General features: G+C 68.6%; 18 protein-coding genes. 11 read left to right on the plus strand and 7 right to left on the minus strand.

Annotated features, from left to right (window positions below):
- Together ACZ69M_RS45155 and ACZ69M_RS45160 are read left to right on the plus strand one after the other, a co-directional pair.
- Positions 1-803 (plus strand): polymorphic toxin-type HINT domain-containing protein (locus ACZ69M_RS45155; protein ID WP_470059465.1); only part of this gene is annotated, 803 nt, incomplete at its 5' end.
- A 3-nt stretch (positions 804-806) separates the two neighbouring features.
- A complete protein-coding gene (locus tag ACZ69M_RS45160; protein ID WP_470059467.1) occupies positions 807-1,505 on the plus strand; it encodes an SMI1/KNR4 family protein in 699 nt (232 codons plus the stop codon).
- A 165-nt stretch (positions 1,506-1,670) separates the two neighbouring features.
- On the opposite strand, the gene ACZ69M_RS45165 is transcribed toward ACZ69M_RS45160, so the two are convergent.
- On the minus strand, positions 1,671-1,853 hold the full coding sequence (locus ACZ69M_RS45165; protein ID WP_470059468.1) for a DUF397 domain-containing protein: 183 nt from the start codon (positions 1,851-1,853) through the stop codon (positions 1,671-1,673).
- Positions 1,854-1,864: 11 nt separating this feature from the next.
- Positions 1,865-2,128, minus strand: a complete 264-nt coding sequence (locus ACZ69M_RS45170) for a Scr1 family TA system antitoxin-like transcriptional regulator (protein ID WP_470059470.1) — start codon at positions 2,126-2,128, stop codon at positions 1,865-1,867.
- Here ACZ69M_RS45170 and ACZ69M_RS45175 point away from each other — a divergent pair.
- Entirely contained in the window at positions 2,111-2,353 is a 243-nt protein-coding gene (locus ACZ69M_RS45175) for a hypothetical protein (protein WP_470059472.1), read from the plus strand. The two genes, ACZ69M_RS45170 and ACZ69M_RS45175, sit on opposite strands and share 18 nt — an antisense overlap.
- Positions 2,354-2,403: 50 nt before the next feature.
- Here the strand turns inward: ACZ69M_RS45175 and ACZ69M_RS45180 are convergent, their stop codons facing one another.
- Positions 2,404-2,889: a GNAT family N-acetyltransferase gene (locus ACZ69M_RS45180; RefSeq protein WP_470059473.1), complete on the minus strand. Its 486-nt coding sequence runs from the start codon at positions 2,887-2,889 to the stop codon at positions 2,404-2,406.
- Between the two features lie 105 nt (positions 2,890-2,994).
- Here ACZ69M_RS45180 and ACZ69M_RS45185 point away from each other — a divergent pair, with 105 nt between their 5' ends.
- A complete protein-coding gene (locus ACZ69M_RS45185; protein WP_470059475.1) occupies positions 2,995-3,501 on the plus strand; it encodes a GNAT family N-acetyltransferase in 507 nt (168 codons plus the stop codon).
- 12 nt (positions 3,502-3,513) lie between these two features.
- Here the strand turns inward: ACZ69M_RS45185 and ACZ69M_RS45190 are convergent, their stop codons facing one another.
- Positions 3,514-4,431, minus strand: coding sequence for an RpnC/YadD family protein (locus tag ACZ69M_RS45190; RefSeq protein WP_470059477.1), 918 nt, complete (start codon positions 4,429-4,431; stop codon positions 3,514-3,516).
- A 112-nt stretch (positions 4,432-4,543) separates the two neighbouring features.
- Positions 4,544-4,987, minus strand: coding sequence for a hypothetical protein (locus ACZ69M_RS45195; protein ID WP_351698239.1), 444 nt, complete (start codon positions 4,985-4,987; stop codon positions 4,544-4,546).
- 260 nt (positions 4,988-5,247) lie between these two features.
- Here ACZ69M_RS45195 and ACZ69M_RS45200 point away from each other — a divergent pair, with 260 nt between their 5' ends.
- Together ACZ69M_RS45200 and ACZ69M_RS45205 are read left to right on the plus strand one after the other, a co-directional pair.
- Positions 5,248-6,201, plus strand: coding sequence for a hypothetical protein (locus tag ACZ69M_RS45200; RefSeq protein WP_470059479.1), 954 nt, complete (start codon positions 5,248-5,250; stop codon positions 6,199-6,201).
- 33 nt (positions 6,202-6,234) lie between these two features.
- Positions 6,235-7,968, plus strand: a complete 1,734-nt coding sequence (locus ACZ69M_RS45205) for a peptidase M16 family protein (RefSeq protein WP_470059481.1) — start codon at positions 6,235-6,237, stop codon at positions 7,966-7,968.
- Between the two features lie 43 nt (positions 7,969-8,011).
- On the opposite strand, the gene ACZ69M_RS45210 is transcribed toward ACZ69M_RS45205, so the two are convergent.
- The gene (locus tag ACZ69M_RS45210) at positions 8,012-8,404 is read right to left on the minus strand and encodes a hypothetical protein (protein WP_470059483.1); all 393 of its coding nucleotides are present in this window, start codon (positions 8,402-8,404) and stop codon (positions 8,012-8,014) included.
- A 102-nt stretch (positions 8,405-8,506) separates the two neighbouring features.
- Positions 8,507-9,223 carry a hypothetical protein gene (locus ACZ69M_RS45215; protein WP_470059484.1) on the minus strand — a complete coding sequence of 239 codons (717 nt, stop codon included), beginning with the start codon at positions 9,221-9,223 and terminating at the stop codon, positions 8,507-8,509.
- A gap of 388 nt (positions 9,224-9,611) precedes the next feature.
- On the opposite strand from ACZ69M_RS45215, the gene ACZ69M_RS45220 reads away from it, so the two are divergent.
- The 5 genes from ACZ69M_RS45220 to ACZ69M_RS45240 all read left to right on the plus strand — a co-directional run bounded on the left by ACZ69M_RS45220 (position 9,612) and on the right by ACZ69M_RS45240 (position 13,501).
- Positions 9,612-10,439, plus strand: a complete 828-nt coding sequence (locus ACZ69M_RS45220) for a glycoside hydrolase domain-containing protein (RefSeq protein ID WP_470059486.1) — start codon at positions 9,612-9,614, stop codon at positions 10,437-10,439.
- Positions 10,440-10,505: 66 nt separating this feature from the next.
- Positions 10,506-10,823 (plus strand): hypothetical protein, encoded by a 318-nt coding sequence (locus ACZ69M_RS45225; RefSeq protein ID WP_351300940.1) that lies wholly within the window; start codon positions 10,506-10,508, stop codon positions 10,821-10,823.
- Positions 10,824-10,898: 75 nt separating this feature from the next.
- Entirely contained in the window at positions 10,899-11,540 is a 642-nt protein-coding gene (locus tag ACZ69M_RS45230; protein WP_470059488.1) for a hypothetical protein, read from the plus strand.
- A 216-nt stretch (positions 11,541-11,756) separates the two neighbouring features.
- Positions 11,757-12,416 carry a SurA N-terminal domain-containing protein gene (locus ACZ69M_RS45235; protein WP_470059490.1) on the plus strand — a complete coding sequence of 220 codons (660 nt, stop codon included), beginning with the start codon at positions 11,757-11,759 and terminating at the stop codon, positions 12,414-12,416.
- A gap of 98 nt (positions 12,417-12,514) precedes the next feature.
- The gene (locus tag ACZ69M_RS45240) at positions 12,515-13,501 is read left to right on the plus strand and encodes a nucleoside triphosphate pyrophosphohydrolase (RefSeq protein ID WP_352044375.1); all 987 of its coding nucleotides are present in this window, start codon (positions 12,515-12,517) and stop codon (positions 13,499-13,501) included.
- The last annotated feature ends 13 nt before the right edge of the window (positions 13,502-13,514 follow it).

Raw genomic sequence — 13,514 nt, forward strand, 5'->3', positions numbered from 1 at the left:
CCCTGGCCCGGAAGGTGGCGCGCAAGGCGGCGTTCGGCCTGGCGGCGTCGGCGGCTGTGCTGGGCGCGTTGGCGGCGAGCCACGGACACGGCCAGAAGCCGGCGACGGCTTCGGTGGCGGCGGTCAGCAGCACGGTGCCCCCGCAGGACAACAAGGCCGTTGTTGGTACGGGGGCCGCGCAGAGCGCGCACTTGACTACGACGTTCCACCATCCGTTCTACGACGAGACCCAGTCGGCGTTCGTGGATGCCAAGGACCTCCACACCGGAGACGTCCTCCAGACCCCGACCGGCACCGCTGAGGTCACTGGCGTCCGCCTCTACCACGCGAACACCACCACCTACGACCTCACCATCGGCACCCTCCACACCTACTATGTGGAGGCTGGGGATGCTCCTGTTCTCGTCCATAACTGTCAGGGCGGAGTGGACGCCTCTGGTGCACCTTGTTCTTGTGCCAGTCCGCGACCCGCTACTTGGACGATCGACGCAATTCAGCATCCTGACAGCGCAATACATGCTGCTGAAGAGGATGGCGAGGGGCTGATGGTTACCCTTGACCGGGCCGGAGCGGACGCGCGTCGAGCCGATAATCTTCGAGGGATACCGACTCGGCCCGGTCAAGATAGGGATGAATTCCCGCCGGCTATCTTCCGGGAAGGGCAAGGGACGCATGTGAAGCACATAGGCGCTGGAGATAACCGTGGCGCCGGTTCAGACATGAAGAACCAACTAGTCGATATTCCAGATGGCGGTAGAGTAAAGGTCATGATTCAGAGTCTCGGCTACATTTTGGGCGGCTAGTAAATGGAATTCAAGAGTATCGGCGAGTTGCTTGCGATCGCGGGTGAGGCTCTCTCGGACGCCCCGTCGAAGAGCGTCGCTCTCGTTGACGGGGACGCCCAGCAGCTGAGGGCTCTGCTTTCCAAGCGAAATGGTTTCTACGCGTTTGAATCGGCCTTGCATGTTTTCCCTGTGAGTGACTTGGCGCTACTGGGACGCTCGCTTTGTGAGTGGAATAATCGACAGCTTTGGGCTGAGTCTTACGGCGAGTTGGCGCCCCCTGCACTTTTCTTCGCCGAGGATATCTTCGGGGGGCAGTTCGGCCTTGTGGGTAATGCGGTCTATTTGTTTGACCCCGAAACGGCGAAGGTGACCGCCTTTGCCGAAAATATCGAGGAGTGGGCTTCGCGAATTCTTGCGCAGTGCGATTACGCTACGGGTTATTCGATTTCCCATGCGTGGCAAGTCGAAAATGGCGCATTGCCCGTTGGGCACCGATTGATCCCAAGGGTGCCATTTAGTTGCGGTGGTGAGTTCACCGTTGGAAATATGGTGCTGGTTGAGGCTGCATCGGCGATGCGCTACTGGGGTGACTTTGCCGCGATGATTGCAGGGCTCCCGGATGGCGCTCAGTTGAAATTTAATCCGGGCGTAGTCGACGGCTTGCGGTGTGCCGGCTGGCCGCGGGGGCGCAGGGCTGAATGTAGATGTTTCGACCAATGAGTGAGTTTTCGGGTTGCTACCCGCCAGTAGTTGTTGGCGACCCGCCTTTGCTGGTTTCGTCGCTGGTCGAACACGGTCACCTGGGCGAGGCATAGTTCCGTGCATGCGGCGGTAATCGGCGAGCTGATGGGCGGTGCCGTACCGGCCGATCAGTCGGTGGTGGGGTCAGCGGTGCGGAGTGCGCAGGGCGGATATCAGGCTGGCGAGTTGGCGTGGGCCGGTGGTGAGGATGGCGTCCGGTTCGTCGCTTTCTCGGAGGAGGATCCTTCCGTCGGGGGTGGTCGTCACATACACGCAAGCGGAGGCCTCCTGGCTGTAGGTGGACTTCTGCCAGTGCAGTCCGGGCATGGAGGGCTCCTTCAGAGGTCTTGGGCGAGTTGGGCGATGAAGTCGCGGGACTTGGCTGGGGGAAGTGCGGCTTGCCGCATGCGGTCCAGGACTAGGCGGTAGCGCTCCAGTTGGGCGGGGGCGTCGATGAGTTCGGCGCCGTGGTCGGTGTCCAGTTGGACGGTGTCGAGTTGGTGGACCGGGCCGTGGAGGTAGTCGACGCCCTGGCCGGAGGTGTGGAACGGGCCGTTGTCGAAGGGGACGACGGCGAGGGTGATGTGGTCCAGTTCGCTCATCTCGTTGAGGTGGTGGAACTGGGCCCTGATTGTGGTGCGGTCGCCGAAGCGCCGGGCCTGGCGGATTCGTGGGCGTCGGTCGTGGAGTTCGAGGGGGAGGTGCCGCCGCACACGGTCAGGGAGAGCAGGAGGGCGGCGGCGACGGACGTGGTGGTGAAGGTTCGGCGCGTGCCGGAGATGCTGACCTTCACGGAGGCGTGGCGGGTCCGTGTAGCGGAGCTGTGACGCGGTGTTCCCTTGTGGCGTGCGGTGTTCGAGCGTTCCTGTGACGACGGCTACAGAGCCGCTTCCAGGGTCACCGACTGGGACGCGAAGCCGTTGCGCTCGTAGAAACGAATCGCCTCGGCGTTGCTCGCGTAGGCCGTCACCTGCGCCGATTCGGCGCCCGATTCCTTTGCCCAGGCCCGGAATTCGTCCACCATGCGTCTGCCGATCCGGTCGCGCCGATATGCGGGGCGCACATACATGCTCACCAGCGACGCGGCCTTCACCGGTTTCATCGCGGACGGCTCCACCAGCGCGCCCGTGAGATAGCCGACCACTTCGCCGTCGCCGCGATCGGCGACAAGGAGCAGTCGGTTCGGGTCCGCCGTGCCGGACGCGAAACGCTGCGGCCCGTGCTCGCGTGGCCAGTTGATGTCGACGCCCGGATCCCGGGTACCGGCGTCCTCGGCGAACAGCGCGCTGCTGCACGCGACAAGCCCCTCGATGTCGGCTTGTTCGGCCCTGCGGACGATCACCTCATGCCGTTCATCACTCATGGGTGGTGACACTAACGGCGGGTACTGACATGACCGACTGAATCCAAGGGGGGAGAAGGCCGCGGGGACAGGGGCGCGACCGGTTTCCCCGGCGACAATGCAGCAATGCGTATCCGAGCGGTCCACATCGACGAACTTCCCCTCCTTCAGGACATCGAGCGTGCCGCCGGGCGGTGTTTCGCAGACATCGGTATGCCGGAGATCGCCGACGACGAGCCCCTCACGCTCGCCGACCTCGCCCACTATCAGCGGGCCGACCTCGCCTGGGTCGCGGTCGAGGAGGCCGACAGGCCGGTGGCGTACCTCATCGCGGAACACGTCGACGGCAACCTTCACATCGAGCAGGTGTCGGTGCACCCGGACAGCGCGCGGCGCGGCATCGGACGGTCGCTGCTGGACCATGTCGGCCACCGGGCCGGGGCAGACGGGATACCCGCTCTGACCCTGACCACCTTCGCCGACGTCCCCTGGAACGCGCCCTACTACGTGCGCTGCGGTTTCACGTTCCTGGATGACAGTGCGCTTGGCCCCGGGCTCCAGGACATCCGCCGACGCGAGGCCGCCCACGGTCTGGAGCGGTGGCCGCGGGTCTGCATGCGCCGGCGTCTGTGACCTCCGGGCTCGTTACGCCTCTGCGGCGAACAGTTCTTCCGCGTTGGTGGCGGTGAGGGCCCGGTCGAACCAGGTGCCCAGCAGTTCCAGGTCGGTGCAGGCGTTGACGCGTTCGCGGGCGGCGTCTGGGATGTCGACGGCGCGGAGGTCGAGGATGCGGAGGATGTCCTCGGCGCGGCCCTCGGCGCGGCCCTCGGCCCGGCCCTCGGCGCGGCCTTCGGTTCGGCCCTCGGTTCGGGTTTCCTCGATGAGGGTGCCGCTGCCGGGGAAGCGGCTGGGACGGAAGGTCATCAGGTGCCTCCAGAATGCGCGGCTCTGGGTGTCGCCCAGGCCGATCTCGGTGTATTCGGCCCAGTCCTGCGCGGTCTCGCCTCCGGTGTTGGCGAGCGCCGTCGCCAGCGCCTCCAGTATCGCAGGCAGGGCGGGGTCGTTGGCGTGGGCGAGCGCGGAGAAGACGGCGAGAGCCAGGTCCTCGGCCGCCTCGTCCGGGTCGATGATCGTGGGGAGGTTCTCGGGGCCCAGGACCAGTGGGAAGACCGCGATGCTGGTGTGGGCGGCCAGACCGATGCGGATGGGCTGCGCGGCCCAGGACGCCGTGGGTTTGTCCTGGCAGACGACCAGCAGGAGGGGCGGCAGCTTGTATTCGGCGTAGAGGTACGCCAGGTAGTACGTCCAGCTGTTGAACTTGTCCGGATCCGGTTTGCCTTGCGCCTCCACGGCGAGCAGGTAGCTTCCGCTGTCCGCCGTGTCGACGCGCATCAGGGTGTCCACACGGCGTGCCATGGGTTTGATCTCGGTGAGATCGGTGTCCAGGAGCTGGATCGTGGTGGGTTCGGGTAAGGCGATGCCCGCTTTCGGGAGGGCCCGGGCGAACAACCCCGGGTCCTCCCTGAAGATCTGGTGCATCGCCTCATGCGCTGAGCTGACCATGTGACGGAATGTAGTGATGTGGAGGCGTTCCATTGTGTGGCATGGGATCGGTTCAGCCGTTCGAGTGACTATGCCTCAGGTCTATGCGTGAGGCAGACGGCGGTGAGGTGCGTCAGCGCGTCACCGGCAAAGCCGTCGCGAACCGGTGGCCGTCGGCGCGGGTCTGGACCGGGAAGTCGACCTTGAGGGCGCCCTCCTGGCCCTCGACGGTCAGGTGGGTCACCACCTTGAGGCCCAGGAAGGTCTTCTTGGGCGCGCTCGCGGTGACGTACGGACGCGGGAGGTTCATCAGCAACTTGCCCGGCTTGCCGCCCCGGTTGCCGTCGAAGAACAGGATCCGCTGGTTCGTCAGGACGAGGTACATCGGGCGCGGAGTGACCGTCGCCATCACCGTTCCCGCGCTGAGTACGCCGACCACCGCCGCGGTGAGGGCCTGCTTGCGCACAGAGACCGTTCCGATGCCGGCCACGCTCGTGAGTTCGACCTGCTCGCCCTGGAGCAGCAAGGGGGCCGAGATCTCGAGCAGTTGTCTGGCGCGACGGGCGTTGAGTGCCACGGGTGGGGCTCCTGGTGACGGTGAGGCGAAAGTGACGGTGACAGGGACGGTGACAGGGACGGCATGGATTGTTCCAAGCCACCGGAAAGCCGGAACGTCTCCTCCCACAAGGCGAACTCAAGTTCGAGTCATGACCCGATCAAGATCAGTCATCGAAGGGTCAAGATGACGTCCGTATGGCCTGTTTGGGCATTGTGTTCCCACAACCTCCCCACACCTGACCGAAAACCGTCTCCAACCCGCCACTTACCATCCGCTCCATGTCGACCGACGCGTCCCTCCCACCCCCCGACTTCGAAGTCGCCTCCGCCTTCCCCGAGGCCGGCTGGCTGCGGCAGGCCACCGCCGCGCGGGACTGGGCGGGGATCAGGCAGTACGCCGGCGGACTGCCGCATGGCACCGACCGGGCGTTCCTCGTCCGGGTCGTCGCCGAGGTGCCCGGCGTCGAGCACTTCCTGCGGGAAGTCGTCGCCGCGGCCCCCGACGACGTGCTGGCTCTCACGATGCTCGGGACCCGCGAGATCGAGATCGGCTGGGAGATCCGGAGCAGCGCGCGCGCCGAGCACGTCAGCAGGGAGCAGTTCCGGCAGCTGCACGAGCACTTGCGGCAGGCCGAGCAACTGCTCATCCGGGCCACCGCCCTCGACCCGTCCCACGACGCGGCCTGGGCCGCGCGCCTGACCACGGCGATGGGACTGCAACTCGGGCAGAACGAGGCGCGGCGGAGGTACGACCGACTGGCCGCGTACCACCCCCACCACTTGACCGGGCAGGCCCGGCTGCTCCAGCAGCTGTGTCCCAAGTGGAGCGGGAGCTGGGAGGCGATGCACGGGTTCGCCCGCGAGTGCCTGCTCAACTCGCCCGAAGGGTCGCTCAGCGGTGGTCTGGTGGCGGAGGCGCACCTGGAGCGCTGGCTCGATCTGCCCTCCGCGGGGAGCGAGCGGACCGACTATCTGCGCCAGGCCCACGTCCACGCCGAACTCGTCGAGGCCGCCGAACGGTCCGTGCTGCACCCGTACTACCGACCCGTGTACGGGTGGGTCACCATCCAGGGCGTCTTCGCCGCGCTCTTCTCGCTGATCGGCGACACCGCGCGCGCCGCCGCGCACTTCCGCGCCCTGGGCAACCTGGCCTCCGAGTACCCGTGGAGCTATCTCGGCAAGCCCGCGCACGCGTACGTCAAACACCGTTCCGCCGCCCTCGGAAGAGGCTGAGCGGATGCAGAACAAGACAGGCAGAGGCAGACGATGAGCCAGGGCATCCATCACACCGAGGTCGACGGCATACCCACCCTCTTCGCGTACGCCACCGGGCCCATGCGTGCCGGACTGGTCTTCCGCGTCGGCGTCGCCGACGAGACGCTCGCCGGGGCCGGGATCACCCACCTGGTGGAGCACCTGGCGCTGCACCGCCAGGGCCTGGCCGACTACCACTTCAACGGCGCGACCAAGGCCGCGTTCACCCACTTCCACGTGGAGGGCGCCGAGCACGAGATCGTCGCCTACCTCGACGGTGTGTGCACCTCCCTCCTCGATCTGCCCATGGAGCGGCTGGAGACGGAGAAGGAGATCCTGCGCACCGAGGAGGCGAGCCGGGAGCCCGGGCAACTGCCGCTGTGGCGGTACGGGGCCCAGGGGTACGGGCTGGTCAGCTATCCGGAGTGGGGCGTACGGGGGTTGCGGCCGGACGACGTACGGGAATGGGCCGGGACCTGGTTCACCCGGGACAACGCCGTGCTGTGGATCGCGGGGGAGCGGCTGCCGGCCGGGCTCTCGCTCAAACTGCCCGCCGGTCAGCGGCGCCCGATGCCCGCCGTCACCTCCGCCCTCCCCACCGCCCCCGCCTACTTCTCCGACGGCAAGGGCGGCGTCCTGCTCGATGCCGTCGTCACCGACACCACCGCCGCCCGGCTTTATGCCGGCGTCCTGGAACGCGAACTCTCCCGCTCCCTGCGCCAGGAGGGCGGCTACTCCTACACGGCGGCCAGCGACTACACCTCCCGCCGGGACGGTTTCGCGACCGTCACCGCCTTCGCGGACGCCCTGCCCGCCAAGCAGGACGCGGTCCTCGGCGGGTTCGTCGACGTGCTCGCCGGGCTTCAGGTCGGCCGGATCGCGCAGGCCGACCTGGAGGCCGTACGCGGGCGCAGCGACGCCACGCTGACCGCGCCCGACGCGGCCGTACGGCGGCTGCCGGGCGCGGCGGAGGAACTGCTCGCCCACCGTCCGCCGCGCGGGCTCGACGAACTGCGCTCCGAGCTGTGGGCGATGACACCGCAGCATGTGCACGCGGTGGCGCTGGAGGCCGCCGGGACGGCGTTGCTGCAGGCTCCCTCGGGGCACCGGGCCGACTGGGCCGGGTACACGGCGGCCCCGATCACGTCGTCGTACGCCGTCACGGGCACGCGGTTCAAGGCCGTACGCGAGGGCGGCCCTGCCATGGTCGTCGGGGGCGAGGGGGTCAGCCTGACGGCGGGGGGCGAGGCGGCCACCGTGCTCTATCGCGCGTGCGCCGCCCTGCTCAGCTGGCCCGACGGCGGGCGCCGGCTCATCGGCACCGACGGGCTGTCCGTGGAGGTGGAGCCGGGGGAGTACGGGATCGACGCGCACACCATGGCGACCATCGACGCTGCGGTGCACCCGAGCGCGGTGGTGCGGTTGCCGCCCCGGCAGCGGCAACAGCAGCAGCGGCGGCAGGGGGGTGCTGCTTCGGCGGGGCAGGCCGGAGGATCCGGTGTGGCTCAGCAGGTTCAGCAGAAGGCGTCGGCGCGGCGTACCGGCGGGCAGACGGCGATGCTCGTCATCTTCGGGCTCCTCGCGGGACTCTGGTCCCTCCTGGCCGTCTCGTACACCGTCTTCGGCGCCTCGGACCCGGAGACCAGCACCGGGGAGTGGGCCGCTCTCGCCGTCTTCCTCTGGGCCATCGGGGCGCTGCTCGCCTGGCCGGCCGTCAGGGTTGTGCGAAGCACCCGGCGGGGGTGAACCGCCGGGTGCCTTGAGTGTGGACGAGGGTTTCCGGGTGACCTCAGCGCAGATACGGGTTGCCCGGCGCCGGGCCCGGTATGGGCCCGGGTGTCCGCCCCGCGTGCGCCGTGGCGTACTTCGGCGTGCGCTTGTCGAACAGTGCGAACAGCAGCAGCCACACCGCCATGGCCAGAGTGACCACGGCGACCGCGCCGAGGACGGGATCGCCCGCGTCCGACTGAACGGTCGCCCACGGCAGCGTCACCAGCTCGTACAGCAGGAACGCGGCGAAGGCGCCCCAGTCCGAGCCCCTGCCGCGGCGGATCGCGACATACAGGAACGGCACCCACACCAGCAGACCCAGCGACGCGACCGCCAGAACCGACCACGCGATCCGCTGGGCCCAGCCGGCTCCCAGACGCTTGTCCACGCTCATGCCCATGTCTATGCCCATGCCCTCACACCCCCGAGCACCCACGAGCGCCCTATGAGCCCCCCGAGAGGTCTCCCGGGTCCCGAGAAACCTCTCGGGGGCGTCATGCTCCCATCCAGCGGGTCACACGTGCTGGTGTTCGCCCTTCAGGGACGTCACGATCCGGGTCGCCAGCTTCTTCGCCGTGGCGGCGCCGTTGTCGTGGCCGTCCGTGGACATGACGCTGACGACGTCGGTGCCCGCGCGCACGGCGATCAGGGTCGTGCCGTTCTGCCAGGCGCTGTTGGTCAGGGTGAGGGTGTACGCGGCGTCGCCCAGGCCGGGCGTGCCGGCGCCGGTGACCTTCACCTTGGTGTGCGTGTCGGAGTCGGTGAAGGACGCGCACGTGGTGGCGGTCTTCTCCAGGTCCGCCAGCACGGTCGTCGAGGTCGTGCCGCGGTAGGTGTCGACCTCCTGGGCGATGTCCTCGGAAGTGTTCTTGCTGACGTAGTCGTTCTGGGCGAAGGACACCCCCGAGTCGCCGGTGATCGATATCCAGCTGGTGCCGCCCAGCAGGGAGCAGTCCGGCTTCGGCGCGGGCGAGGAACTCGGCGGGGCGTAGGTGGTGCCGGAGTCCCGCGCGCCGTTCGGGTCGACCGCGAAACCGGTGGCGAAGAACGACGCGGGCGCCAGCGCCTTCTTGAGCTGCGCGCCTGTCAGCAGACCGGCGTTGGGGTCCTTGGCCGGCTTCGTCTTGGCGGACGAGGGCTGAACGGTGGTGCCGGAGGAGCAGGCCGCCAGGGCCAGCGGGAGCACGGCTGCGGCGAGCAGGGCCTTGGCCGTGCGAGAGGGGTGAAGCATCGGGATGTCAGAGTCCTTCTTTGAGAAATGGTGCTGCTGAGCCGAGCGGACTCTATGGGTGCACAGGCCATGCACAGGCATCCGTGTGCCAAGGATAAGTAAAAGAGGGAGTCGAAGGGCCCGGGGTTCCGTGGACTCCCCAGGTTTTGCCGTGGCTTGAGTGATTCTTGTGGCGATTGGGATGCGGGGTTTCCCGATCAAGGGGGTGGCGTCGGTTACGGTGCGATCCGCCCCGCGCGCCGGGGGCCGGTCACCCTCTCGCGTCGGTGAGCCGGGATGGGCGCCGACGGGGCCCAACTGTCTTGAACTGTCTTGATTCGATCTATATGACCGTATGTCCTGCGTGTTCCGTACGCCGTGACGTGCGCGTGTCATGAATGGGGTGGGGATGTCCAGCCATCGGATGTCTAAGAAGGGCCGTTACATCGCTTGGGCGACGGCAGGCGCGGCAGTGGTCGCCGGGGCCGGGATCGCGGCGCAGACGTCGATGGCGGCGACCACCTGGCCCGCCCAGAAGACGTTCACGGGACGCGCCTTCGACACCTGCGCCGCACCCTCGCTGACGGCGATGAAGGCCTGGCACACCGGCTTCTACGGAGCCGCCGCCGTCTACATCGGCGGCAAGAACCGCGGCTGCAGTCAGCCCAACCTCACCGCGTCCTGGGTGAAGTCGGTCAGCACCCTGGGCTGGAAGCTCATCCCGCTGTACGTCGGCGCGCAGCCGTCCTGCCAGACCGGCTCCAACCCGGAGAAGCTCACCGCCACCAACGCCGCCTCGCTCGGCGCCACCGACGCCGCGGACGCGGTGGCCAAGGCGTCCGCGCTGGGCATGAAGGCGGGCAGCCCGATCTACCTGGACATGGAGTCGTACGACATCACGAACGCGGCGTGCAACAAGGCCACGCTGACGTACGTACGCGCCTTCGACAAGGCGCTGCACGCCAAGACGTACCGGACCGGGTTCTACGGCTTCACCAGCTCCAGCGCCAAGGCCATCGCGACCGCGACCGACAAGACGGACCTGCCGGGCAACCTCTGGTACGCGCTGTGGGACAAGGTCAACACCACGACCTCGGACTGGCCGTGGGGCTCCACCCAGTTCACCGGCCACAGCCGCGCCCACCAGTACATGGTCAACAGCAAGGAGACCATCGGCGGTTACACGATCACCGTGGACCGTGACGCCTGGGACGCGCCGGTCGCCATCACCGGCTGACACTCGGACGCGTCCCGAGATCGCCGGAGAACGTCAACCGGAGAACAACCGGAGGAGGAGCAGGGCATGAGGGTCGAAAGGCTGCCGGCGGTCGTCGGACCGTCCGCCGTCCGTGCCGGACTGGCGGCGCTTCCCGTCGTCAGCCTGGGGCTGTTGTGTCCTGTTCCGTCCCTCGTGATCGCCCTGCGGCGGGGCACCCGCGCGGACTGGGCGGTCTTCGGGGGGTTCTGCGCGGTACTGGTGGCGTGGGTCATGCAGCTCTCGCTCACGCCCGAGACCACCCACGGCCTCGAGTTCGCGGACGACGTGCTCCTGATCCTGGTGTCGATGGTCGGCGCGGCGGTGCACGCCTGGACGGTCTGGCCCCGGCGCGTCGGGTACTAGCGGCGCACCGGCCGCACCGGCCGCACGAAAACACGGAAGCGCGGAAGAGCGAAGAAGCGGAAGTACGGGAACCACGTGGTCAAGCGGGTCAGGCAGGTGCCGCAGGCGCAGCGCGCGAAGGCGGCGCGCGACGCCACACAGGAGTCGAGACTCGCCGCCGGTGTGCGGGCGGTACTCCAGTGGCCGCGTGTACTGGGCGGCAGGGGGATCGCGATGGTGGCGGGTGCCGTGATCGTCGCGGTCGCGGTCGCCGTCACCGGGTACTTCCTCTCCCGCACCGACACGAAGCCTCAGGTGCCCGACACCCGGGCCCGCCACTACAAGGACGTCGACGCCTGTCTGCTGACCGGCAAGGACGGGATCACGGCCGGGACCACCGCGGCCGAGGTCTGGCAGGGCATGCAGGACGCGTCCCTCACGACGCACGCGCGCGTGAGCTATGTCCCGGTGACCGGTGAGCAGTCCGCGGCCAACGCGCGGCCCTACCTCAACGGCCTGCTCCAGCGGTCCTGCGACGTGGTCGTCGCGACCGGAAAGTCCGAGGTCACGGCGGCCACGCAGACCGCCCCGCAGTACCAGAAGGTCGACTTCGTGCTGGTGGGGGACGCCGGAGCCGACTCCACGAGAGCCAAGAACATCACCGTGACGCACGTCGGCGACGGACTGCGCGCCGAGGTCGCCGGGGTCGTCGAGCGCGAGGTCAAGGCGCGCGGCTAGCCGTGGCCGGTACGACAGGACACGATCGGCCGTACGAGCGGATGTGAACGGTCGTACGAGCGGACGGTGGCCGTCCCGCTCGGCACGGCAGCCGCGCCGGTATCTGAAGTCTCCGCGAATCGTTGGTCGAATGGCTGGCCGAGAGCCGGGCCACTGCCTACCATCGATCACCGCAAGACTTTGTGCACCGTCGCACAATCTCCTCGGGAGGTTTCCTTGCACCGCCGCCGTCGCACCGCGTTCGTCCTCTCCGCCGCGATCGTCGCAGCGGCCCCCCTTCTCACGGCGTGCGGTGGCGAGGCGCACCCAGGCGCCGCGGCCGTCGTCGGTGGCCGGCGGATCACGGTCGCGCAGTTGGAGAGCCGGGTGAACGAGGTGCGCTCGGCACAGCGGGCCGCCGTCAAGGGCGAGGCCCAGTACGAGCAGGCCATCGCCAAGACCGGCAGCCTCACCCGCGACACCCTGCACACCATGGTCCTCGACCAGGTTCTCGACCGGGCCGCCAAGGACGCGGGCGTGAGCGTCACCCGCGCGGACACCCAGCAGATGCGAACGGCGCTGGAGGGCCAGGCGGGCGGTGCGAAGGCGCTGGAGACGGCCTGGCTGCAGCAGTACGGGGTGGCGCCCCAGCGTCTCGACGACAACCTCCGTACCGAGATCGAGGCCCAGAAGCTCGCCGCCGCGCTCGGCGCCGACATGAACACCACCGAGGGCAAGGCCACGTTCTGGAAGGCCATGTCCGACGCGTCCAAGAAGCTGAACGTCGACCTGAACCCGCGCTACGGCGCCTGGGACGTCCAGAAGAGCAGCCGCGTCGATGTGAAGACGCCGTGGCTGCGGGAGGTCACGTCGACGGGGACGCAGCAGACGGCGTAGTAGGTCACTGGGGGCGAGGCTGTGGATAAACGGTTCGTCCCACTCCCAGCCTGTGGATAACTCCTGGGGGCGTCGGTGGCGTGCGTTACGTTCGTGGAGTGAACGCAACCAGCTCCGACGCCACCGCCCAGGTTCCCGACCCCGGCCGTATCGTCCTGCTCACCACCAGCCACCGCGTCGCCCCCGGGCTGCTGTCCTGGCCCGCCTGGCAGGTGCTGCGCGCCGCCGACCAGGTGCTGTGTGCGGACGGCGCACATCCGCAGCTGCCGTATCTGCGTGAGGCGGGCATAGGCGTCGACGAGGCTTCCCCCGATGCCCAGGACCTGGTGGACGCCTGCGCCGGTGGTCGCACGGTGGTCGTCGTCGCCACCGGGGAGGGCGAGCCGCGCCTCACCGACGGCCTGGCCCGCCTCGCCGGCTCCGGCCGCATACAGATGCCCGACCTGGAGCTGCTCCCGGCCTCGTACGACCTGCCGGGCGCCCGCCTCCTCGACCTCGTCCAGGTCATGGACCGCATCCGCGTCGAGTGCCCGTGGTCGTCCCAGCAGACCCACAAGGGCCTCGCGAAGTACGGGATCGAGGAGGCGTACGAGCTCGTCGAGGCGATCGAGGAGGGCGACCGGGACGAGCTCAGGGAAGAGCTCGGCGACGTTCTGCTCCAGGTCGTCTTCCACGCCAGGATCGCTGAGGAGGACGCCGAGACTCCCTTCTCCATCGACGACGTGGCCGGCGGCATCGTCGCCAAGCTGATCCACCGCCACCCGCACGTGTTCGGCGACGAGACGGCCACGACCCCCGAGGAGGTCAAGGAGCACTGGCTGCGCACCAAGGCCGAGGAGAAGCGGCGGACGTCCGTCACGGAGGGGATACCGCTGGGCCAGCCGGGCCTTGCCCTCGCGGCGAAGCTGGCATCACGCGTGCGCACGGCGGGACTTGAGGTCGAGCTCCCCCGCGGCGAAGGCGTCGGCTACGAGCTGCTGGCCATCGCCGCCCACGCGGAGGCCGAGGGAGTGGACCCGGAGGCGGCCCTGCGCGCGGCGGCGCGTGCCTACCGGGACGCGATCCGGGCGACGGAGACGGGCTGACGGCCGGCGGTTC

This window comes from Streptomyces sp. NPDC107454 (assembly GCF_055582885.1).

What these genes read in the sequence shown, in the direction of transcription:
- ACZ69M_RS45220 (WP_470059486.1), top strand. Translation starts at nt 9,612, where the DNA reads ATGTCCAGCCATCGGATGTCTAAGAAGGGCCGTTACATCGCTTGGGCG.
- ACZ69M_RS45180 (WP_470059473.1), bottom strand. Translation starts at nt 2,889, where the DNA reads ATGAGTGATGAACGGCATGAGGTGATCGTCCGCAGGGCCGAACAAGCC.
- ACZ69M_RS45185 (WP_470059475.1), top strand. Translation starts at nt 2,995, where the DNA reads ATGCGTATCCGAGCGGTCCACATCGACGAACTTCCCCTCCTTCAGGAC.
- ACZ69M_RS45210 (WP_470059483.1), bottom strand. Translation starts at nt 8,404, where the DNA reads ATGGGCATAGACATGGGCATGAGCGTGGACAAGCGTCTGGGAGCCGGC.
- ACZ69M_RS45215 (WP_470059484.1), bottom strand. Translation starts at nt 9,223, where the DNA reads ATGCTTCACCCCTCTCGCACGGCCAAGGCCCTGCTCGCCGCAGCCGTG.
- ACZ69M_RS45205 (WP_470059481.1), top strand. Translation starts at nt 6,235, where the DNA reads ATGAGCCAGGGCATCCATCACACCGAGGTCGACGGCATACCCACCCTC.
- ACZ69M_RS45165 (WP_470059468.1), bottom strand. Translation starts at nt 1,853, where the DNA reads ATGCCCGGACTGCACTGGCAGAAGTCCACCTACAGCCAGGAGGCCTCC.
- ACZ69M_RS45225 (WP_351300940.1), top strand. Translation starts at nt 10,506, where the DNA reads ATGAGGGTCGAAAGGCTGCCGGCGGTCGTCGGACCGTCCGCCGTCCGT.
- ACZ69M_RS45160 (WP_470059467.1), top strand. Translation starts at nt 807, where the DNA reads ATGGAATTCAAGAGTATCGGCGAGTTGCTTGCGATCGCGGGTGAGGCT.
- ACZ69M_RS45170 (WP_470059470.1), bottom strand. Translation starts at nt 2,128, where the DNA reads ATGAGCGAACTGGACCACATCACCCTCGCCGTCGTCCCCTTCGACAAC.
- ACZ69M_RS45200 (WP_470059479.1), top strand. Translation starts at nt 5,248, where the DNA reads ATGTCGACCGACGCGTCCCTCCCACCCCCCGACTTCGAAGTCGCCTCC.
- ACZ69M_RS45190 (WP_470059477.1), bottom strand. Translation starts at nt 4,431, where the DNA reads ATGGTCAGCTCAGCGCATGAGGCGATGCACCAGATCTTCAGGGAGGAC.